21 protein-coding genes and 1 pseudogene are annotated in these 22,400 nt (G+C 36.0%); 10 read left to right on the top strand and 12 right to left on the bottom strand.

Annotation, left to right across the window (positions count from 1 at the left end):
* Nucleotides 1–263 precede the first annotated feature (263 nt).
* The 4 genes from A1830_RS14800 to A1830_RS14790 are packed head-to-tail and all read left to right on the top strand — an operon-like array spanning nucleotide 264 to nucleotide 3,549.
* Nucleotides 264–1,796 (top strand): recombinase family protein, encoded by a 1,533-nt coding sequence (locus A1830_RS14800; protein WP_067707727.1) that lies wholly within the window; start codon nucleotides 264–266, stop codon nucleotides 1,794–1,796.
* Nucleotides 1,797–2,207 carry a ParB N-terminal domain-containing protein gene (locus tag A1830_RS23410; RefSeq protein ID WP_231877643.1) on the top strand — a complete coding sequence of 137 codons (411 nt, stop codon included), beginning with the start codon at nucleotides 1,797–1,799 and terminating at the stop codon, nucleotides 2,205–2,207.
* Nucleotides 2,208–2,209: 2 nt separating this feature from the next.
* Nucleotides 2,210–2,668, top strand: a complete 459-nt coding sequence (locus tag A1830_RS23405) for a hypothetical protein (RefSeq protein WP_231877642.1) — start codon at nucleotides 2,210–2,212, stop codon at nucleotides 2,666–2,668.
* Between the two features lie 8 nt (nucleotides 2,669–2,676).
* The gene (locus A1830_RS14790) at nucleotides 2,677–3,549 is read left to right on the top strand and encodes a plasmid partitioning protein RepB C-terminal domain-containing protein (RefSeq protein ID WP_067707723.1); all 873 of its coding nucleotides are present in this window, start codon (nucleotides 2,677–2,679) and stop codon (nucleotides 3,547–3,549) included.
* A gap of 317 nt (nucleotides 3,550–3,866) precedes the next feature.
* Here A1830_RS14790 and A1830_RS14785 read toward each other — a convergent pair whose 3' ends face one another.
* The 6 genes and pseudogenes from A1830_RS14785 to hxsD all read right to left on the bottom strand — a co-directional run bounded on the left by A1830_RS14785 (nucleotide 3,867) and on the right by hxsD (nucleotide 9,739).
* Nucleotides 3,867–6,056: an AAA family ATPase gene (locus tag A1830_RS14785; protein WP_067707720.1), complete on the bottom strand. Its 2,190-nt coding sequence runs from the start codon at nucleotides 6,054–6,056 to the stop codon at nucleotides 3,867–3,869.
* A 78-nt stretch (nucleotides 6,057–6,134) separates the two neighbouring features.
* Nucleotides 6,135–6,416, bottom strand: a complete 282-nt coding sequence (locus A1830_RS14780) for a hypothetical protein (RefSeq protein WP_067707717.1) — start codon at nucleotides 6,414–6,416, stop codon at nucleotides 6,135–6,137.
* Nucleotides 6,417–6,473: 57 nt separating this feature from the next.
* Entirely contained in the window at nucleotides 6,474–7,103 is a 630-nt protein-coding gene (gene hxsA / locus A1830_RS21595) for a His-Xaa-Ser repeat protein HxsA (protein WP_073981026.1), read from the bottom strand.
* Nucleotides 7,100–8,212 carry a His-Xaa-Ser system radical SAM maturase HxsC gene (gene hxsC, locus A1830_RS14775; protein ID WP_067707714.1) on the bottom strand — a complete coding sequence of 371 codons (1,113 nt, stop codon included), beginning with the start codon at nucleotides 8,210–8,212 and terminating at the stop codon, nucleotides 7,100–7,102. Before hxsC ends, hxsA begins: the two co-directional genes overlap by 4 nt.
* Nucleotides 8,213–8,219: 7 nt before the next feature.
* Nucleotides 8,220–9,470, bottom strand: a pseudogene (gene hxsB, locus A1830_RS14770) (His-Xaa-Ser system radical SAM maturase HxsB); the annotation flags it as partial.
* Nucleotides 9,467–9,739 (bottom strand): His-Xaa-Ser system protein HxsD, encoded by a 273-nt coding sequence (hxsD, locus tag A1830_RS14765; protein WP_067707710.1) that lies wholly within the window; start codon nucleotides 9,737–9,739, stop codon nucleotides 9,467–9,469. The gene hxsD and the pseudogene hxsB, both read right to left, overlap by 4 nt.
* A 471-nt stretch (nucleotides 9,740–10,210) precedes the next feature.
* Between hxsD and A1830_RS22240 the strand changes: the two genes are divergently transcribed.
* Nucleotides 10,211–11,272, top strand: a complete 1,062-nt coding sequence (locus A1830_RS22240) for a tetratricopeptide repeat protein (RefSeq protein ID WP_082804186.1) — start codon at nucleotides 10,211–10,213, stop codon at nucleotides 11,270–11,272.
* A gap of 44 nt (nucleotides 11,273–11,316) precedes the next feature.
* Here the strand turns inward: A1830_RS22240 and A1830_RS14755 are convergent, their stop codons facing one another.
* Complete coding sequence (locus A1830_RS14755; RefSeq protein ID WP_067707699.1) at nucleotides 11,317–11,901, bottom strand: hypothetical protein; 585 nt, start codon at nucleotides 11,899–11,901, stop codon at nucleotides 11,317–11,319.
* 250 nt (nucleotides 11,902–12,151) lie between these two features.
* Here A1830_RS14755 and A1830_RS14750 point away from each other — a divergent pair, with 250 nt between their 5' ends.
* The 5 genes from A1830_RS14750 to A1830_RS14730 all read left to right on the top strand — a co-directional run bounded on the left by A1830_RS14750 (nucleotide 12,152) and on the right by A1830_RS14730 (nucleotide 16,731).
* Nucleotides 12,152–12,544, top strand: a complete 393-nt coding sequence (locus A1830_RS14750) for a hypothetical protein (protein WP_067707696.1) — start codon at nucleotides 12,152–12,154, stop codon at nucleotides 12,542–12,544.
* A gap of 19 nt (nucleotides 12,545–12,563) precedes the next feature.
* Nucleotides 12,564–13,685 (top strand): relaxase/mobilization nuclease domain-containing protein, encoded by a 1,122-nt coding sequence (locus A1830_RS14745; protein WP_082804185.1) that lies wholly within the window; start codon nucleotides 12,564–12,566, stop codon nucleotides 13,683–13,685.
* A 306-nt stretch (nucleotides 13,686–13,991) separates the two neighbouring features.
* Nucleotides 13,992–14,579, top strand: a complete 588-nt coding sequence (locus tag A1830_RS14740) for a DUF4755 domain-containing protein (RefSeq protein WP_067707689.1) — start codon at nucleotides 13,992–13,994, stop codon at nucleotides 14,577–14,579.
* 224 nt (nucleotides 14,580–14,803) lie between these two features.
* Entirely contained in the window at nucleotides 14,804–15,718 is a 915-nt protein-coding gene (locus A1830_RS14735) for a hypothetical protein (RefSeq protein WP_067707686.1), read from the top strand.
* Nucleotides 15,719–15,768: 50 nt separating this feature from the next.
* Nucleotides 15,769–16,731, top strand: coding sequence for a hypothetical protein (locus tag A1830_RS14730; protein ID WP_067707683.1), 963 nt, complete (start codon nucleotides 15,769–15,771; stop codon nucleotides 16,729–16,731).
* 128 nt (nucleotides 16,732–16,859) lie between these two features.
* Here A1830_RS14730 and A1830_RS14725 read toward each other — a convergent pair whose 3' ends face one another.
* The 5 genes from A1830_RS14725 to A1830_RS14705 form a co-directional block, all read right to left on the bottom strand.
* Nucleotides 16,860–17,264, bottom strand: coding sequence for a hypothetical protein (locus A1830_RS14725; protein WP_067707681.1), 405 nt, complete (start codon nucleotides 17,262–17,264; stop codon nucleotides 16,860–16,862).
* A gap of 87 nt (nucleotides 17,265–17,351) precedes the next feature.
* Entirely contained in the window at nucleotides 17,352–17,774 is a 423-nt protein-coding gene (locus tag A1830_RS14720; protein WP_067707678.1) for a hypothetical protein, read from the bottom strand.
* Entirely contained in the window at nucleotides 17,755–19,584 is a 1,830-nt protein-coding gene (locus tag A1830_RS14715; RefSeq protein ID WP_067707675.1) for a hypothetical protein, read from the bottom strand. The genes A1830_RS14720 and A1830_RS14715 overlap by 20 nt, the downstream gene beginning before the upstream one ends.
* The gene (locus A1830_RS14710; RefSeq protein ID WP_067707672.1) at nucleotides 19,577–21,109 is read right to left on the bottom strand and encodes a site-specific integrase; all 1,533 of its coding nucleotides are present in this window, start codon (nucleotides 21,107–21,109) and stop codon (nucleotides 19,577–19,579) included. The genes A1830_RS14715 and A1830_RS14710 overlap by 8 nt, the downstream gene beginning before the upstream one ends.
* Nucleotides 21,109–22,311 carry a tyrosine-type recombinase/integrase gene (locus A1830_RS14705; protein WP_067707670.1) on the bottom strand — a complete coding sequence of 401 codons (1,203 nt, stop codon included), beginning with the start codon at nucleotides 22,309–22,311 and terminating at the stop codon, nucleotides 21,109–21,111. Before A1830_RS14705 ends, A1830_RS14710 begins: the two co-directional genes overlap by 1 nt.
* Between the last annotated feature and the right edge of the window lie 89 nt (nucleotides 22,312–22,400).

Raw genomic sequence — 22,400 nt, 5'->3', positions numbered from 1 at the left:
CAATTCTTTCAGAATGTGGCTCTTCACATCCTTAAATCGCCAACTTATGACTCATGTCTAAGAGCCGGAGTCATATAAATTTCTCATTTTGCATAATGCTCTAACTCTTACTTGGTCCCTCTCAATCACCTAATCTCGCAGAGAACTTGTGGCTTGGACCGATCAAAAAAACTAAACAGGAATTAAAAAAGGGTTGCAACTGGTTGAAAATTGATCAATTTTTAGTCAATCATATTTTTCCACTGTTCCATAAAGGAACTCAAATGGCTGATAAAATTGAATACATTCATAAACTTAAGGTTGCCCAGTATCTACGGATGTCCACAAACCTCCAAGAGTTCTCCCTGGATAATCAAGCCCAATTCATCAAAAAGTATGCTGATACGCACAATATGGAGATCATACATACCTATGACGATGCAGGTAAAAGTGGTGTATCTACAACTGGAAGGCATGATTTTAATAAACTTGTTAATGATGTTATTACAAACGAAATTAATATTGATGCAATACTTGTATACGATGTAAGTCGTTTTGGTCGATTCAAAGATCCTCAAGAGGGTATTTACTATAAATACCTATTGAAAATGAACAACGTAGATGTCATCTATTGTGCCGAGAATCTCCCAGAAAACAGTGAAACTGAGACATTCATACTTTCATCATTAATGTATGCAGCAGGTGCATTCAGTAAAAACCTTTCAATAAAAGTTTTTGCAGGACATGTGAATCTTGTTAAGAGAGGGTATTACCAAGGCGGTAAGCCGGGATATGGGCTTAAAAGAAAGTTACTTGATAATAATAACAAATCAAAGATGATACTCGCTCATGGGGAGAGAAAGAGCCTTCAAACAGACAGAATGATTCTCGTTCCTGGAACAAAAAAAGAGATTGAGCTGATAAAAAAGATTTTTAATATGTTCATTTTTGACGGGTTAAATGAGTATCTTATCGCTTCACGACTTAATCAGGAGGGGTATAGATTCAGCGATAAAACAGAATGGACACGAAGTCGAATTCACTCTGTTCTTATCAATAGTAGATATACAGGGAAATACACATACAACCGGACATCACAAAAGTTAAAGACAAAAAAGGTTAGAAACCCTGAAGATGAATGGGTTGAATATAGCTCTTTTTTCAAACCCATTATTTCAGAAGAAAAATTTAAATTAGCTAAAGAAATAATTGATAATCGTTCTATAAAAATGAGCAATGAAAAAATTCTTGATTGTTTGAGAAAAATTCTTTCCAAACATGGGAAAATTTCAGGATTTATTATAGATGAAGAGGATAGTGGTCCATCAAGCAGTGTAATTGCAAACCGCTTTGGAGGTCTTCTCAATGCTTATAAATTAATCGACTACACACCTGAGCGAGATTATCAATACTTAGAGATAAACTCTTATCTGCGAAAGAAGCACGATGCCATTATTAACAAAATACAAAATGAGATTCTAAGCAGTGAAATAAAGATTTTAGAAAATAAGCTGATTACAGTTAATAAAGCTTTGAGTTTTTCCATAGTGCTTTCACGATGTAAAAAAACAGGGTTAAGCAAACATAGATGGTTAGTGCGATTAGACAGGAGTCTAAATCCAGAAATTAGTATCATTGTAAGAATGAATAGTCTTAATACTGAGCCTGTTGATTATTACATCTTGCCATCAATAGATTTTTTTGAAAATGAATTAAAACTTAAAGATAACAATAACCTTCTATTCGAAATGTATCGTTTTGATGATATCAAGCCATTCTTTAATATGCTTTCAACAGATAATAAGGATGTAATATAAATGCAAGAACAAATTATTCACATGGTCAAAATATCTTCTATTAAGGTAGTAATTCCTCGTTCACGAAATAAATTTCGACATGCAGAAATAACAGAAAGCATTGATGCTAGCGGGTTAAGGAAACCAATAACGATTAGAAGAATCGTTGACAAGAAATATGATTTCGCTCTAATTTGTGGTCAAGGCAGACTTGAATCATTGACTGCCCTGGGAGAGGAATTGATTCCCGCATTTATATTAGACATAGATGAAAACCAAGCTTACATAATGAGTTTAGTCGAAAACATGGCCCGAGTAATCCCAAGAGCGGGTGAGCAGTTTCAACGAATAAAAGAAATGGCCGACCAAGGATTAACTAATAAGGAGATATCCAATGCTACTGATTATCTTTGCATTGGATTACAAGTTTAACCATGCTTATTAACAAAGGAGAAAACAAGTTATTATCGGCTGTCGAGTCAGGAAGTATACCCATTTCATTTGCTGTTGAAATTGCAAGAGTTGACTTCGAGGGTGGTCAGGAACTTTTGATTAAAGCATTTGATGAAGGCCTAATTAAACATAAGGATGTTGGTAAAATTCGTGAAATACTAGACTCGCGGGATGAAGGACTCAAGGGGTTTATTAATAATAACTTTGGAGTTGCTAAGAAAAAGAAAAAAATGACTACTGACGAATTACAACAACTTTATCAGGACAATATTTCCCAGCATAAAAAAATAAAAAATAAAGCTGACTACGTAGAAATTAAACTATTGGTTGCAAATCAGATATTCAAAGAACTTACCAGCAATGAGAGTTTTTCTAAAATTGTAATTGAAGAAAATTTACAAGATGTTGTTAAAGTCATAGTTAAAAACACTACTAATTGAGGTGTGAAATGATCAAATATTACTTCAATGACAAATCAGTTAGTTTCAAACTTACTGATCTGACTTACACAAAAAAACTGCCTACGAATTTTCAAATCAGTAAAAAATATACACAAATAAAAAGCACCATATTAGCCATTGGATTAGTAGAACCAATACTTGTTTTCATCGATCAAACAGATAACTCTGTGAAAATCCTGGATGGTCATCTTAGGGTTGAGGCCCTTAAAGACTTAGGCGAAGATAAAGTAAACTGTCTTATTTCGACTACATACGACACCTATACACCTAATAAAAAAGTTAACCGGATAACAATTATACAGATCCAACGAATGTTAAAAGAAGCTGTAAGAGTAGGAGTTCCTGTTGAAATGCTTTGCACCGCATTGAATATAAGTGTTGAGTCTTTGAAATCTAACCTCTCAGTTCTGAAGGGTATCTTCCCAGAAGTGATAGAGTTGTTTAACGATAAAGATATCCCGATCAATACTTTTAGAACCCTAAAGAAAATGGTTCCTTTAAGACAGATAGAATGTGCGAACTTGATGGTAAAGTTTGAAAATTATTCAACCCTATTTTCGGAGTCTCTATATCAAAGCTCCTCTTCAGAGTGCCTTATACAGCAACCAAAAAAGAAATCAGACTCTAAGCTTGCCAATAGAAAAGCGATTGATAGACTTGAAAAAGAAATGGCTCAAGTCCATTTTGATACTCAAAAAATTAAAGACACATATGGTTCCAATAGTTTAAAACTCACAATCATTATTTCTCACATAAAGAAACTGCTTGAGAACCCGAAAGTTTTTCATTGGCTTCTGAGGAATAAAAAAGATTACCTGAACGAACTAACAAACATCTCTGATATAGATAAACTTACTTAAAGATCTTTATGATACTACATTTCCTCATTTTGGAATAAAATGCTTGCATTTATACAACTTTTACTTAGAATGCTTTCTTACCACTGAGGCACTCTTTCCTGCCATATCCCATAGTATGCTTGCTTTGCACATGGGGTGTAAAGGCTATCAGTTGCAAACTGAGAAAAGATGGAGTTAATGCCATGACTTTTGAAAAAGTTGTGCTGGTTCGCCAGTATGATCGTTTCCGAAACGGGCAGTGGGAAACGGTGTGCCAGCACACCCGCTCCCTGCCACGTCGTTGATTCGATCTAGAGATGCCTCAGTGGTAACCCTTCTTATTCTGTCATTTCCTTATCAATTTCACTTCCAAACATTCGATTATAATGTGGAAGATCATCTGTTTTATCAAAGACGTTTTTAAAGATTTCAAAATATTTTTCAGTTGCCCCTCTACCTAAATTATTTATATTTGAAGAATCTGAGTGTGACCCTCTATGCATATAGCGACAGAAGGACTTGTAGGTAATATCACTTTCCGACTCTGCAAGTTTTTCTAATACTACTCTAAGGCTTTCCAACTTACATGAAAATGAAAAATAATATTCAAGAATATTTCGCATTACATTTGGAAGAACAACCGGATTCACAATACCATCTTTCACATTTTTTAATACCATCCAATAGGATTCATACTCATTTTTGATATCACCTTTAGACATGGCAATAACATCACTAAATTCATTCTTTACTACTCTCAATAAATTATATTGCTTATCGAATATTTTTATTTTAGGAGGTGCTAGTTTTAAAAGCTCTTGGAAAAAGAATAAGTTATGGGTAAGTATCAGAACTTTAGCTTCTGGTGCCATACCTTCAATAATTCGATAATGTATCAATGAAGATATTTCATAAATATAGTCATGAGATAGACTTGATATAGGATCATCAATTACAATTAACTTATCTTTAACCTCTCCTTCTTCGAGTTGACCTTCGCAACACTCCAAAAAATACAAGAAGGTAATTATCGTTTTTTCACCTTCACTTAATGATTTGTAAACTTCAACATTATCATTCCCTCTGTGTATTTGAAAAAAATTCCTTTCATGTGCTTTTTTAATCTCTAAACCATTTAGCCCAAGATTTCTGAGAGATGCATTTATTTTATCTATAGTTTCGTCCATGTTAGAAACTTGTTTTCTGAGCTGTGAAAGCTTAATTTTTTCCTGCTGTATTTCACCTTCAAGAATTTCCTTCCTTTTTATTATTGCATTCCTTTCCTTTTTCAACTCTTCCATATTACCGTTATTATTATCAATCACATCACCGCATGAATTTCTCAATACCATCCAAAGCTTATTAGTAACATTGGAAATGCTCGCTTCATAAATATTTAATCTGTCATTAGTTTCTTTTATTTCACCATTCAAATTTTTAATTTTTTTGTTCAATTCATCTTGATTTATTGATAAATCAGTGACTGATATTACAGCCGAAGGTTTTTCAATCTTTTCTTTGATAGCGTTTTTATTTAGTTCAAGTGCTTGCCCGATCTGTGTGATGAGACTCCAGATACTATCGTCATCAGAAATGTAACCCGAGCCATTTAGAGAATGCTCTAATTCTCTTGTAAATTCGTCACAAGCTTTGGAGTAATCATTATGAAAAGATCTAAGATCTTCTAATCTTAGTTCATATGTTTCGTCAAATACATCTTTTATGGCTTTTAAAAAATCATTATCGATTGTATCACCTTGGCAGAAAGGACACTTCGAGTCATTAACATATCCTAATCCCAACTTGACCCAATCTGCATTCCCTAACTCATTAATAACATTTGAAAGGTAACTATTAGACGATGGGATTAATGGTGTTAGGAGCAATTCTTCCTGGAGTGTATTTAAGACAGGCATTGATGGGAGGCTGATTGAATTGAAAGAAGAACTTTTATTATTTTTTAATTTTTTATATTCATTTAAAACATCATCTGAACTAGCTTCATCTTTTCTAACTTGTGTGCATATTTTATTATATAGGCTATCTTTTCTTAAACTCCCAGTCATTAACTCAGTAAGCTCGGTAGCTCTGATATGTGCTGTTTTTTTCCATACAGCATCTTTACAGCTATTCTCAAGCTTTGTAAGCATTTCATTTTTTTCTTTTATCCCATTTTCTAGCCGTGTCAGACTACCTTTTAAACTAGCCATTTTTTTATCTGACTGTTTAATATCTTCCATAACTTCTTTATTACTTTGACTCAATGTAAAAACGCCAGGTTGTTCAGACTTATGATAAAACGAGTCTTCTACAAACTGATTGTTATATACGATATACTGATAATCATCTTTTTGACTAAAAGAACACTCCCTGTATGATGAATTGGATGGGCTATAAAAATATCCTGATATGGTAGATTTACCGCTTCCATTTTGACCATATATAAGATTTATTTTTTTGCTCAAATCTATATTAATGCCTCGCTCTTTAGAATAGCTTCTTACATTTTTAATCACTAACTGTGCCATTGATATATTCCTTTTATTCTACAAGACACAAAAACAACATTTAAAATGGCTCATAAATGAGCCATTTATATATGAATGTCAATGTTTACTCCAGTTATCTTCCAGCCACGAAGTGACATTCTTGTGGCTTCTGACATCACCAGGCAAATATTCTTTTATCATCTTCTCAGCCTTGAGTGCTGATTCCTTACTTTTAAAAGAATGCTTTTCTGCAAACCTATTTAACAACGGAAGAACTTCATATCCTTCGTTCCTGTTGAGCAATGTGCTATCAGGCTTACCTGTTTTTTTAGGATCGTCATCACCTATAGCAGTCCAACTATACCTATATTTTAAATCTGATTTATTTATTAAAGCCATAACAACCTCCAAAATATAATTGAGGATTATCTCGATTCCAACACTAATTACTTCCTTTTAACGAGCTAAAATACTTAATGAATTTAACAATTGTGTATCCAATGTTTCCGTGACCGGAGTGGGTAATCCATTTGCAACTCTATAATTCTTGATTGCTGTCCTTGTTGCTGGCCCCATACTCCCGTCAATATTGCCGTTGTAAAAACCTTTATCGAGTAAGGCGAACTGCACTCTCATGATCAACCGCTTACGTTTTTCTGTATCCGATGTCAGTCCACTACTTGCACGGTTGACACCTGTAGTTCCTGCTGAGCTTGTTGTAGTTGAGCTATCCGTGTCATTAGAACGAAGCGAACGGACTGATGAGGAAGACGAGCGAGTCTCTGAACTTGAAGAGTCTGAGGTGCTTGGTGAGCTGTATGTCTTCGGATAATAAGGAGTGCTTCCGCCATAGTAACCACCGCCTGATGAGGAACGGTGTGAGCTGTGGCTACGGTGAGAACTGTGACTTCTGTGTCCTGCAATGTAGAACGGCACTTCGGTGTTGAGCGGGGCTATCACCAAATCATGTTCGTTCAGGCTCATACCAGGTAAATCACTGGCACCAGTAGATGAATCACTTGCCCAGACTGAATTGTTAAGAGCCAAAAATCCCGGAAGCAGAGCAGCGAAATTAAACTTTTTCATATTATTGGTCTCGGAGGTTGATGAAAACGGCCTTTTGATGAACTGAAATAACCAGCACAGGAAGACTTCTGAGTGCATTCATCACATTCTTTGGGATAGTAATTTTTCCAGTCAGAGATGGACTGAGTTGCAAAATTCCATGCCCTTTCAGGAAGGTGGCATAGTGGATAATTGAAGATGGTTAGAGGGATACCTGACCTGTGTGCAGTGTCTACAGCCGAAAGGATTTTTTCACTGTAGTTGTCGTGCTCTATAAAGATTGATGACCAGTTTTTACGGGCCCATCCAATCGACTCAAGTCCCATCAGGGAGATTTGGTTAATATTAGAGAACACACGACCAGCAAACGCTACAATGTCATCAAGCTCTGTGTAATTCGCCTGAGTAGGAATAACTCTCAGTTCTATTTTTATCCCTGAGTTACCGGCATTGATCAGGCCCCTGACTGTTTCATCGAATGCTCCCTCGCTTCCGACCAGGTAGTCGTGCACGGATGCTCTTGAAGAATAAAGCGGTATGCCAAAAGTAATTTTGATCTTTTCGCTTCGTTCTTTCATCTTCTGGGTAAAGCTGACATCCACAAACTTCCGTCCATTAGTTAGAACATGCAGTGATGTATCAGGGGAGTTTTCGATAATGAAATCGAGGAAGTGCAGGAAGTCTTCGCCATAGAGCAAAGGCTCTCCCCCACTCACTCCCACTATTCCATTCAGAGAGAAGGAAGCTATAGCGAGAGCTGACTGGTTGAGAAGCCAATCATCATTACCTGTCTTAGGAGGCTGGGAACAAAACAGGCAACTGTTGTTACACCTTTCGGTGACCAGGACAGTGTTATGATTTGCTCTACGGGACAGAATCACCCGGAGCATATTGCCGTTATTGACGATCCCAATGTCACCATCTTCAATGGAATCGAAAAGTTCCTGGCTCACAATCGAGTCTGCAAAATATGCAGGCAGTCTGGAATCGAGTTGTGTCGCAGTGACCAGCAAATTTGGCAGATAGAATTGAGGATTTTCGAGCTTGGATTTGCATAGGCGATAGAATCCTTGCTGAACTGGCAAGTCGGATGAAAACCGAAAAATATCGTTTCTCAGCACCTCAGACATAAGCCCAGTTCTGACAAGGATCTGCTCCACAGAAAGGCTGGTATGCACAGGTGTCACAACCCGGCATGGCAAAGTTAAATGAAGATGAGAGAGCGGAACGGTAGTATTCGTTGTCACAGAATGAGAGTGAAGCAAACTTCCCTGCACTGAAATCTGCTTCGGGATTTACTTTCTGGAGCATACGGCTTTCGTCGCTCCCGTAGACCTTGCCGTCATAGTTGAACAGGATGCAGTTCAACACTACTCCGCTTGGTGATTTCAGGTCTGCATAACCACTGAAGCCCGGATTGAAAATTCGCTTTAGATGAATTGAAGCCGAATGCTCAACGACAGGTATGCCCTTCTGGTTCTGAAGCATCACTTCCTGCATTAACTTTTTATAAAACTCAAAATATTCAGGCATTGAAAAAGTGAAGCTCTGCTTCTGAGCAAACCCATATGGGCTGACTGGCCTGATAAACATGTCGGTTAGGCCAAGAGACAGATGAGCATCCACTATGGAAGCTGGCTCTTTTGTCAGCTCCTTAGTAACTGTGGTAACCGTTGCTACACGGTTTGATCCCAGTTCTTCACTAATTTTTCTAATGCCCGTTACAGCTTTGTTGTGAGCCTGAGAGTCGGTGAGGATACGATTCTTGTTGTGGACGGCTTCATTACCATCTAGCGAGACGGAGAAAGTGATGTTCCGTCTTTTAACCCAAGAGAGGATGCTTTCATCGAGTATTGAGAGACTGGTGGCAATAACCATTTCGAAAGCATCACTGCCTAATGAACTCTCGCATTCCTCATAAATTGACTGGACGAGATCGAACCTGAGAAGCGGTTCTCCGCCCTGCACTTCAATCTTGTATGGTGGAGTGCCCAGCTTCTTGATGGTGCTTACGATTTGCGGTATCAGTTTTGGGTTCAGATCGTAACCATCAGCGGTGAACGATGCTCTGCTGACCTGGCAATACTTGCATGTGTGATCGCACCTGAGAGTCGGCACTATCATGAAGATTGGGCGGACGGCCAGTTCATTCATCAGTCGTTTGGCAAAGGCTGAACTCAGAGAGGCTTTTGAAACTGCCTGAGTCACATCGTCTGCAATGAACAATCTGCTTTCAAGAAGTCGGGAAGTGGTTTGCTCTGGAGGGAATTTGTTATCGGCAAGAAGTTGTAGCTCTTCGTCATCGACGAAGCTATGAAAGCCAGCAAGGTTGCTGATGAAGACTTTGCCATTGCTCAGGCGGTCAAAGTTGAATGGCATAGTGTTCATTGAGAGAGTCTCGAATCGATGCTCTTCAGAACATTGTCGATGATAGAAGTCCTGACCTGACCTGTATGTGCCTGGAGCTTCTCTCTGAGCTTGTAGTCATTCAATAGGCGCTCAAACTCGAACTCAACCTTATCGTTCCAAAGCTCGAACGAAATCAGCCAATAACAGTCGTCTTCCTCAAGCTTCCAGCGAGTGATAGCACTCATCCAATAGAGGCTGTTCCTAAGCACCCATTCTGAATTCATTGTTTTTGATATGTTTTTTTGCATAACATTACTATCCTGAAAGCAAGCAAAAAGAAAGCATAAAATTAACTTACATCTCACAAGATGAGGATAAGGACGGTCAATTTTACTTAAATTAAAAAAACAAACCATGTCATTGTTTTTAATGGCATTTATAAAAAAAACTTACAGAGAATTCTGATTCATCATAGTAATCCCTTCATTTCTTGGTGTAAATTGATTTTGATTAGCTTAACTATGTATGGCAAAATCATTAACTAAAACAATTAATTGCTCAAATCTTAAAGAACATTGGTTTGAACCTATTTGGTTGATTCACAAAATCGCAACATGGAGGGTTCGGATGTCGGAAAAAAATAAAATGACATATCTGTCAGATGTAAAAATTCACTTCATGACGTTATTTGATTCTGGTTTTAACCCTTTACCATCATTATTTATGACTAAATTTTAATTTAACAATTAATCCATTTTTAAATTAATAAAAGAGGCTGTATGAACTTAAAAATATTCTCCTTAGCATTAATTGCAGGATTAACTTTAATAGACGATTCAGCACAGGCTGCTAACTTTCAGCCGGGTGTTACCAGAGATGGAACTTCGTATATAACTATTGACGGAGAAATAAATGTTGGTGATGCATATAAGTTTAGTCGAATCGTCAGTTCTTTTATTAGTGCAGGAAAACCCATTAGATTTGTTGCTCTTAACAGTCCAGGAGGATATGTAGATGAATCCTTCACTATTTCAAATATAATAATTGATGCAAAACTTAATACCGTGGTTCCTGATAACTGGATGTGTGCAAGTGCTTGTGTGCTAATATTTGGTAGTGGTAGAGAGAGACATGCTTATCCTAACAGCACTATAGCTGTTCATCGGATTGCAACATCTAATTCTGATCCTCTACTTTCAAAAGCACTTTCTGTTGATATGGCAAGCACATATGAAAACTTTCATTTTCCACCCAATGTAACGGTAAAAATGCTAACTACGCCACCAGAAAAGATCTACGAACTCACCCCAGAAGAAAAAATTGAGATCTCTAAAAGCTCTGCAAACATCACCCAACTTGCTTATAACCTTAAGCAAGGAGGTATTAGCACGCCTGTTACAGTAATTACAGATAACGATAGGCTGTTAGCAAGAAAATACAACGATAACTCTGTTGGTTTAATAAAGACTGGACAATTTGAACTTGCAATACAGCAACTTGAAAAGGCTAAAAGTCTTTCCCCTGCTGATGCTGAAATATTAGGAAACCTTGGGTATGCTTATTTTAACAACGGTGATTATGAAAAAGCGAAATCAAATTTAACCGCATCTCTAAAACTTATGCCGAAGCGAGGTGTGTCTTGGAATAATCTCGGACAAGCTCTTGGCGCACAAAATCAAATAGAGTGGGCAGCAGACTGCTTCCAAAAATACTGGAATTACACCTCTAACAAGCTTATTGTAGAAAAGCTATTTAATAAACTTGAACAAACATACAAAGGCACATCTTTAAACGGGATTTATGAGGCAGTTCATTTAGCAAGACAGAAAATAAATCCTTAAACAATCCGTAAAAAATTAAAATGCCCTTCTTACAGGGCATTTTGCTAATAATCAAGACTCACTGTATAAACATGGCTGTCATTATTTTTCCTCATAACTTCCAGTCTAAAAACTTGATGTTTTTTTATGCTAACTCTGTTCAATAGTCCATAAATCCACTTCATTTTTTGATGAGGTCCCTTTTCAAACTTAAACTCCTGAACTGAGATATCATATGTTAACTTGCCAACATTTCTAATGCCGACAATATAATTTTCAGAAGAAGAATAGTCCTCATAATTTTTGAAAATTAATCTTTCATCATTAAACTCGCCCATAACATAATCATCACTCACATTACTAGATGTTATTTCGACATATTTTGTCTTATTACTTAACTCTTTTATTTCTTCTGAGTCAACATTAAACACCCCAGATATTTTTTCATGCGAATCTTTTCTTCCTGGCAATATTTTATATAATCTTATAATATACTTCATCTCCACCCTTTCTATCTGTCGCTCTCCCTTTAACACTTTGACATTATTATCCCCTATGAAAAAAGCATTTTCGCCAATTGAATTATTTACTATTGCTTTTGCTGAAATGGAAAAGAGAATTAAAGTAATTAAGAAAAATTTATAAATCATAAAACCTCCAATTAATTTTTGAAGTTATTATATTGCGCATTAAAATACAGGAATCAAATTTATTTTTATAAATCAAGCAAGGGCTAACTGAGCGATGCTCAGTTGCCTTGCTTTTTCTTCCTTATAGTCAGAAAAAGAAAAACCAACATCGAAACCAACACCTAAAGCATTGACACACTTGCATATTATGATAATTATTTATGCATAGCATACGGATTTGCTATAAACCACATAATCAAAAGGAGTTGATATGGAAAAAATAAATATTATTTTCGATGATGAGTTTCCTTCTACGTTTACCAATAATACTATTGCAAAGAAACTACCCCCTAATCGTCTTCGCAGATACTCAGTAACTGTCAGATTGAATGAAGTGGAGTTGAGCAAAGTAAACCAGTCCAGAGGTCAGCTAAGCAGGAGCTATTGGCTGAGATCTTCAGCTCTAAAGCAATTGCCTCCCTCAGTTCCAGAGGTAAACAAAGAAGCTTGGCATCAACTGACGGCTTCCCTGCAAAAGTTGAATGACCTCACTTCATTTCTGATTCGTCGTGGATCTGATGCTCAGCCTTTGAGTAATGAGGTAGATACTCTCAGGCTAAAGCTGTCTCATGTGAGAGAGGCCCTGCTCTCACTCGATAAGTGATATTCCACTCGTGAAAGGAATGCAGAAAATCCGCAGGGGTAAGTGCTTCAGAGGTGTTGTCTCATATGCACTTGCCCCAGCACCTCATCACAAGACAACTCCTGTGATAATCGGCGGTAACATGATTGGCTTATCTGTCGATGAGGTGACTGTTGAGTTCATGCGAACACAGAAGCTCCGCCCAGATGTGCAGAAACCTGTCTGGCATAACTCCCTACGCCTCCCCAAAGGAGATTCAATCACTAATGAGCAATGGAAACTTGTAGCTGACGACTATATGAAGCGAATAGGCTTCAGTGATACTCATCTCCGTTGCTATGTCCTCCATGATGACGAGGCCGGCCAGCACATACATATAATTGCTTCTCGCATCCGTATACCTGATGGCCAACTCTACCTTGGTAGAAATGAGAACCTCATCAGCACCAAAATCATTCAAGAGCTTGAGCGGGATCATCTGCTTACACGAACTAATGGTCCATCTCCTTCTCCAGCCCCCAAAGTCAGGAAAACTGGTAGGAATGAGGAAATGATGGAAGCAAGGACAGGCAACAAAGCTTCAAAGAAAATCATCCAGGAAGCAATTGAGGCGGTGCTCAGTTTCTATGGCACCATCACCATTGACGATTTCATCTATGAACTCGGTAAGCAAAATATAACAGCCAGTGCGAGCATTGCTTCCACGGGTAAAATGAATGGTTTCTCATTTGAGTATGCCGGAATCGCTTTCAAAGCCTCCCAGTTAGGTAAAGCCTACTCATGGTCGAGTCTGAGCCAGAAGGTTACCCTCACCCTTAATGTCGAGCCTCAGGTAATAGCTGATACAGAGTTGCCTGAGGAGGAGTTTGTAGCAGAGGAAAGACTGGCGAACATAGACGACGAGCTAATGTTCCACTCCCCGGCTATTCCACACATTGAGGAGCCGAATACTAAACAGAACGGCAGGGTTCGCTGGCTACTATGGGTCCCATACCTGAAGCAGATTATCCAAGACTTGAAAGCAACGGGTCTGAGCATTCTTAAGCCGTCAATCAAAATGAAGCCTTTCCACTTCGTTACCCCTACCCTAACCCTCGGCGGTAAAGAATCACTCGCAATCATCAAAGAAAGCACTACTGTGAAAAAAAGATTTTCTATTTGATGCCTCTTAAACCTGCTAGTTATCAGTGGTTTAAAACTACACATTAAGTCTAATGTGCTATCTATTCTTATTAATTATCATATTGATAGGAAAAACCGATCGATCGTTTTCACAGATCAATTATATCATCATGATAGTTTATAACTATCAAAAAGATCTGATCGATCGGTACAAATGATTTGCTAGACACTCGTTACTGGCCGTAATGTAACTTCAAACGAAGCGATGTAGCTCACTGATTTATCAGCAAAATAAGCTGATGGATGCGTGCGCTCAGAATCCAACGAAACAATACTGGATGGTTCTATGACAACAATGACTGAAGTTAAGCAGCCTAATTTCCTGATGATGAAACGAGTATGGATTGCCATCGCTCTGCCAATTGTCATCTTCTACTTCCTAGGTATGAGAGGATTAGTGCAACTCGCTCTTATTTGGGTTTTTGCAAGCATCATGCTCTTGATGTTTGCCTACAAAAAATTCCGAATTAAGAAGTGGAATGCCAGCACTAGGGACCATTTTGGCGAGCAGGACGGGATGTGGAGCCATGAATTTGGCCCTACTTCAATGAAACTCGATCAGCACAGAGAACTGATTCATCTAAGGGAAGAGAATAAACAAAAAACCTATCCCTTCTCTGCGGTCAAGGAGTGGAGATACAACTTGTCTACCACAAGACAAAGAACAGGCTTGGATAGAGAACTCGACCGCACCCATGACTTCAGAGAATCAGGCTTTTACATCGTAGTTGACGATGTTCAGTATCCAGAATGGCGGGTAATGTTCTTTCCTCAGAAGGGTGACTTTAACTCACAGGAAGGTATCCGTGATACTGAAATTCAACTTAAGCGATGGATGCAAATTTTTGATTTTATTTTAAATAATAAAAAATAAGTCATTTAAAAACAACTACTTAAAAAATCGCCAGCAAAAAAAGCTGGCTTTTATCTTTATAAAAAGTAAAGTATTTTAGCTAATCGCTCAAAAGATGATTGAATGATAATTGTGTATTTAACATTAAGCCAAACTGATTTACCTAATTAATTTGAAACAAAATTAAAATCGTGAACTAAGAGAATATTACACACTTCGACATTTGAAAAAATAAGGATATTTAAATGTTATTACCAGCATATGAACCCCGAATGGCTACTATCCCAGCTAAAGTTGATTACGAACTATCTCTTGAATATCAATTAAAAAAAGTTATGTGGTGTGCAGAAAAGCTAACATCTCAGATGCTTAATGATAAGCATGTAAATGACTTAGAAGATGAAAGCTATTACATGGTAGACACCTTACTAAACAACGTAGCGACACTGACTGAATATTATTTTTCTAATGTAATATACTCATTAATCGGTACTATTCTTGACAAACCAAAAAAAATTGAATTCAGAGGCTTCGACAAGAATAATTATGAAAAAAGAAAAAAAAAGATCATTGATGAATTTAAAATTGGAAAACTTACCCAAGGCGATGATATTTTCAGAAAAAAATATTCAGAGATATGTAGTGAAAATATTGATCAGTATTTTCAATTCCTGAAGGATGGTCGATATGAAATCTTGTATGAATTAAATAATTATTCAAAGCACAATTCAAGATTAAGAGGTTTTTTCCCAAAAGCGATGGGTAATAAAAACCATGAATATATTAAGTTGCATTTCTTAAGGTTCACGGAAGATAACTTATTTTTATTAAAAGATGCTATTATCACCAATCTTTTGAAAATAGACTATCAAAATCAAGTGGCAGGAAAAAATAGCGTCAATATTTTAGATAAAGAATTTAAAGTGGTCAACAATCTTGGACACATAACTTTTCTCTCAGATCATACTGTAACATATAGTATAGGGCCTAGCTGTGCAGGAATAACAACAAACTCTCTAATATATAAATCTTATCAGCTATGTTCAGAAATAACTGAAATATTATTAAAATCAAATACAGGAGAGATTACTAGACTTAAGGAATTTGAAAAACTGAAAGAAGAACTAGTCCTTAAATTAATTAACATGAAATTATTCTAAAAGCAGTTCGTTAAAAACAAAATCCAGCTTACAATATATAGAAGGTTAAAATGATTTTTGATTTCAAAAAACAGAGAGTAGACTGCCATAACAATTTTCCCAATAGAGTTCTTTTTAAAACAGAAGAAAAGTTTCACAAGTTAATTGAAAAAAATAATGGGAGCACACCATTCAAACCTATAAAGTTAAACTACGATACAGACAAAACATTTCAGACATGCGTAGGACATTTGGGTGATGGGTTAGAGTTCTTACCATATCGACCAGATTATATGTTTGATCATTGTTTTAAAGTTGTTGATGAAGCAGGGAAATCACATTTCAATAGTAGCAGCGGTGTAAAAGGTATCGTTCAAGGGATTGGCGAAAAATTATTAGCAGCGGAAAAAAAAGATTGGAGTGACATAATTTCAAGTTTGTGTTCAGTCTTACCCGTAATAACGGCGAGATTTATTGTAAAAAGAATCTTTGAATCAGAAGAAATAAGAATAGCTTCTCCACGTGATAAAAAAGCTAGTTTAGCGAAAAGAGCAAAAGCATGTTTCAATTCGCAACAATACGAGAAATTCATCGATAAATATATATTTAAGGAAAAAGAAGGCAAGAGAGTATATTGTAAAGAATTGGCAGAGAATCCTAAAGTCCAATTAAATGCAGCAAAATTTATAATAATGTTATTAAATGATATGGAAGGTAAAAAAATCAAATCAAATTACAAAGAGCTAGATTTGACAATAGCAAGCAACCATATACCAATTAATAAAAAATCTGAATTTATAACCTCTGTTATTTTATATAACATTAGAAATGAACGCGCTCATGGTTCTACATTAAGTCCATTCAGAACCAGTAAGTCTGATATAAGCAGATATCAAGGATACTATTTTTCTATGCTATGCACTTATATTTTTTCTCTTGGGTTATTTCAGCTAAGAAATTATGGCGGCATATCCGCATCCGAAATAAAATCTTGCTGTATTAAAAACGTTTCGTTGCAAAAAGATTTTTTTTAGACTCAAGCAAAATTCATAACGCATGGATTTAGGTTCGCACTAATCCATGCATTTCTAAAGTTATCCTTATGAAAACAGCCGTAGTTTTTTTCCTTTAAAAGGAAAACTCAACCGTTACGAATTTATAGTTATACTTTAGCACCTTTCTTAATCTTGCCATTAAGATTATTAGATGTGTCATTATAAATAAATTGATTCATAAAAATACGCTCGGCTTCGAATTCATTCCAAATAACATACTCAACAATAAATTTATAAAAATATAAAACCCTATCAACACTATTACCATCTGGAAATTTGTAAAAGTCAGGTCCAAACAAGGCAGATGTAAGAAAAGCGATTATGTTATTAGACCCCTTTAACCCCGTATAGATACTATCCTGGTGGTATTTCAAAAAATAGCCCACGCAAAACAAATACGCATGTTCCACTATTTTATTTTTATTACATTCAGATTCGTCATATCTAAGAATGAACTGATTTAGTAATATTAAAAACTTATGTTCTGGTAAATACTTTTTTATTTCATCCATGATAAGCATCCTTGCTAGTTTGTCATCCTTGACATATTATTTATAACGCATTCTATTTTAAAATCAACTTTTCTCACCTTAATAATATTACTCTTTATCAGTTTTTTCCCTATCAACTGGCATCAGTGGGGCATTGAGCTGATGTTCTTTTATCCCATATTTATAAGCATTATACTGCCATATTATGAATTGTTGTTTTAAAACTCTAACTTCTTCTTTGAGCGATTGATTTTTTAGTTGCAGATTTCTTATCTGCTGTGAAGCAATGTTCAGGTTTGCAGGTCTTTTGACTTCAGATGCACCAGATTTTATGGTTTTTTTTTGAAGTTCAAAAGCCCTTACTATTTCTTTATGCTGACTAAGGGATTGTCTTGTCGGTCTCTTACCCAGAAGCTCTGTAACAGAGTCACAAAGGTTTTCCCAGGTAAACTTTCCTTGCCTTAAACTCTGCCATCCTGCTATAGAATTTATAATTATTTGTAGATCTTTATTAGTTAGGTGTTTGGCCATTATTGTTCTCCTTGTTTGTTATCTTGTCATCCTTCTTCATTACTAAAATACGGGACAGGTGTGAAAAATCGTCACCATGTGTTCTTATAAGCGAACCATCAGGTAATTCGGGATTTTCCATCAATGCAATAATCCCCTTCAGTCTTTCAAATGTCTTGGTTTGATGCTGATACCACTTATCAGCTCCGAGTTCGTCCTCACTAATAGCCTCCTTAGCCTTAACAACGAGGCCTTCTGTCGTATCAAGTAAGGACTTGAGCCTATCAAGCTTCTGCTTTTCCCCTTTGACACAAACTTGCTCACTACAGTTGATACAATCAAAGTATTTGCTACAGGGAGCTAATATGTAGTCATGCACACAATATCCATATTCTGTTGTATGGACAGCACCGTGCTCTATTTTGTTTTTTAAGTCATGAAGAGTGGAGATTTCGAAGTTCTCATTCACATCACTATCGCAGGGGATTATGTTATTTTGATTAATCCCCAGAGCTTTTACCTTTTCAATCATCTCAGCTTCTGTGATGTGGTTGTAAACTCTATTCTGGGTAACAGACACCCTACCCGACCATTTTGCTATGTCCAGCTCTCCGAGGCCTCCTCTTTGAGCGATAGTGTTAAGTAGATGTCTGGCCTGATGAGTCCTCAGGAACAAAGCCTTATTATGTTCATCATAGTATCCATGCCTTTCGAAAATATTCTTATGTTTATTGATTTTTGAACTACCTAACTCCTTTGAGAAAAAGACATTTGATATTTTAAACAGTTCACTACCAGTTTGTAGTTTCATACTGAGTTGGTTAACGAAAAGGGCACAAAGCGCATTACTGAAGCGAACATCCTTTTCCTTATCAAACCAAATTTTTCCGCCTCGTTCATTTTTCATATCCTCCTCAAGAACCTTACTTCTTAATCTTGGCTTTTCAGATATTCTAAGCAACCTTTCAATGGCAAGTTTGGCAGTGGGAACCATGATTTCAGGAATCCACTTTATGTTTGCCCCGTAACCTTTTAATGAATAAAACCTCAAGCCATAACATTCCTTTCCTTCCCTGTTCTTTTCGAAAATTTCGCAGTCAGCTCGTAAAGATAATATTTCAGTTATACGGCTTGGTGCACACATAAGCAGAGCGAAGACAGAAGTAACAAAAAGGTCTCTTTCATGAAGATCATGGTCTTGCATTGAGAAGATCTCTCCAATTGCTTGTAAAGCCTTTTCATTAGGCAGTTTAGCTAATCTGGCTTTGTCTGCATTATCAGAAATCGACAATCTTGACTCAGGCGGTCTAATGTAACTACTCCATTTGATTAAGCCACAATTAAGAAGTTCTTTCTCGTTCAGGAAGGTGATTAATTTCTCCATGAATTTACCACATTTGTAAGCCACTGCTTTAGTGTAGTTATCATTAATGTCAGATAAGCACTCATCGAGAATGACTGGGTTTAGTAATTTTATATCACCATAACCAGTATAAACTAAAAGATTTTTTTCGATCACTCTAAGCACAATTGGAAAAGTTAATTTATCAAATCCTTTCGTATTAGAGCAAAAAATATAAGCCACATATGATTTGCAAAAATCAAGGTAACCAGGATCAAGATCTTCCGCTTTACTAAACGATTCCAATTTTACATTCTTAATCTTAAATTTAGAAAATTTAAATATTTTCCTCCAATGATTACTATCCCAATCATTATCAAGTAGATTTTCACTCAACTGGCCTTTGCAATTTAGGATAAATTCTTTAAGGTTTTTTTCTGCTAAGATTCCCGTTCTACTCCTAAAATTAACTATATCACTTTCATTCATGTCTATTACTCCTTTGTAATTTTAAAGTCTCACATTTTTTTACTACTTCTTCTACAGCCATTATTGTTCTGTCTAAGGTTTTACTGATAGTTGTATCTTGAGTATTAGTCATAACTCGTTCTCTTTGTTTCAATAAATGATTTCGTAATTCCATATGTGGTGCATCAACAAATGGATGAAAGTGGTGGCAGGTATAACAAGGAACAGGAACATTAGCCTGACAAGATTTACAGCCATCACATGCTCCAGTTACTTCACCTGCTAAGTTTCTTACTGCCAATTCGTTTTCTTTTACTAAATTATCCACCTTGATTTCACCTTGAAAAAAACCGGAATACTTCTGCATATGATTCCCCACTGCCTGGTCAATTCTTGCAACATGATCAGCATTAAACTCAACATACACCCCTGTATATTGAGTTGTAGAGTGGTCTAACAGTTCTGCAATGACCAATTCGCTGGCACCTTCTCTCGCAGCTCTTGTGCCAACGGTGTAACGAAACCTTCGGGAATTTACATTTAATCTTTCATTAGTTCTCTCAGAGAAAACATTTTCTGTTTCAGCGATAAACCTAAGTGTTTTATTAATCTTCACAGAATATTCGTGAGCTTTATCCGAAACAAAAACCTTGCTAAGTTCGTTATTGTTTTTGAAAATCATTAATTTTTGCATTGATATAAAAAGAGGTGTACTTCCTACTTCTCTATCATTCAGTTCTCTGCCCAATGCACTTGAAATTTCTTTGACACTTAAATCACACTGTTTACAGAGTAAATCATACAAGTCTTTTGTCACTTGATAACTTCTGCAAGCTTCTCTGAACCCCAAGCCTTGCTTTATCCTTGGGATACTAATGACATAAGAATAGTTATTCTCAATTACTTTTAACCTTCTTATATCCGACACCTTCATCTGTGAAATCTGTAGTGGCCTTCTTCCAGTTGCGCTTATCAGCAAAGTCATTGCTAATTGAGTAATATCTATTTTTCCCTTGTCATATGCTCTATAGCAAGCTTCAAGAAAAGATTGTAATTCGATATCGGTAAATGGGCCTTTAACTTGATCTCTTCTTCTTACAACTTCTCCTTTTTTGTTATCAGGGATTATTAGTTTGCACAAAAAAACATATGCACCTTCATCTATTCCAGAATAGCCCAATTCATACCATTTTTTTATGAGTATCCTTACCGATAACATAATATTATTGTTCTTACCATCAGATCCTCTAAACCTCACAAGGGAAAACTCATCAATTCTCTCAGGCTTCACATTTACAATAAATCTTCTAAAATTATTGTTTATTAATTTAACTGAAGCAGGACTTAATTCACAAGCTAAGTATTTCAGTGTTTTTAAATATCCTCCCAACAATTCTTTGTTTATGGAATCTTTTACCGCTTTAATATTAACTGTCGCATTTCGGCTTAGCCTCCATGTCTCATCACTTAAGGAAAAGTAATAACCTTTCGTTTTAGCTTCATAAGTGCTCTCATTATCGTCACCATTAACATTTACTTTTAACATCAAACATCTCCTCTGTTGATAATCTCTTTTTGCATATTTAAAGCTATCTCTCCGGCTTTCTTTTCGATGAATCTTCTGTTATAAGTTGAAGCAGTCCCCGAACCCTCTTTCCAACCCATCAGTAAAGACCTCATTTGTTCTTGCTCATATTGGTTAGGCGGATTTTCCATTTGATCCATCTTTGAAGAAAACTCATAGTTCCAGGTATGCCTTAACTTATGCCCTGTCATTCTGGAAAGTTCTGGGCAAGAATTCTTTAAAGCATTAATAATTTTATGATATGCTTGAATAGATAAGGGTTCACCGAAAGTATTTCCTTTTTTATGGCAGATAAATAAATACCCATTATCTTTTTTCATTCTATGCTTACGCCTTTCAAATTTTATATAATTACAAATTTCATTGCATAGATCATTTGATATAGACAGCTTCCTTTCTAAGGTTTTAACAAGTGGTTGTTTTATCCTTGAGTCATCAGGGTCATCAGCCCTCCTGTTAATTGAAATTGTCTGAGAACCTATATCAATATCTGTAACCTTGATGTTTAGTAATTCTCCTGCCCTTAATCCTAAATGATAAAGAATTAATATCATTAGCCTATTTCGCCTTTGCACATCAGCTTTAAATGGATTCATTTCTGAACCTACCTTTAAAACATCAAACAAAATATTTAGTTGATTATTACTGAGATTTTTATCATTTAATGAATTTTGATTTCTGAATCTAATTTTAGGTCTATGACTTTTCATTTTCGCAATGAATTTATCAATAAGTATATGATCTCTTTTATAACTTACCGTGAAGAAGTCACATAGCCATTCAAGGTATTTTGTAATGGCTGTTAATCTGAAGTATTGCGTATTGCTACTAACCCTGCACCCGCTGTCAAGGTTTACGACCTTCTCTTTTTTCATTCTCTTAGTTATGAATTCTTTCAATGCATCAATCTCTTGAAGACGAAGAAACTCTGCTGTTCTGATCCTTTCTTCTAAGTCAATTTTCTTAAAATTCAAAAATCGATAAAACAAAGCTATACTCGCTGAATGTAGCTCAATAGTTGAAATTGACTCGTTCTTCTTTCTTAATTCTGATGATATATATAAACATGGATAATAAAGTGGCATTTTTGAAACTTTATCAGTGATCAGACAACATCTCTCTCCAGTATCCATTTTTATTGTGTTAGTTACTATTCTATCCATACGTCTCCTTATTTTATTTACATTTTTTTAGCTCCACTCTTAATTAAAATATTGCAAAATAGGTATATGTATAACCTATATAGAAAATG

The sequence above is a fragment of the Erwinia sp. ErVv1 genome, from assembly GCF_900068895.1.
In the GTDB taxonomy this organism is placed as follows: domain Bacteria; phylum Pseudomonadota; class Gammaproteobacteria; order Enterobacterales; family Enterobacteriaceae; genus Erwinia.
Note: the sequence above shows the minus strand (reverse complement) of the source record. Positions and strands in the feature narration are given on the sequence as shown.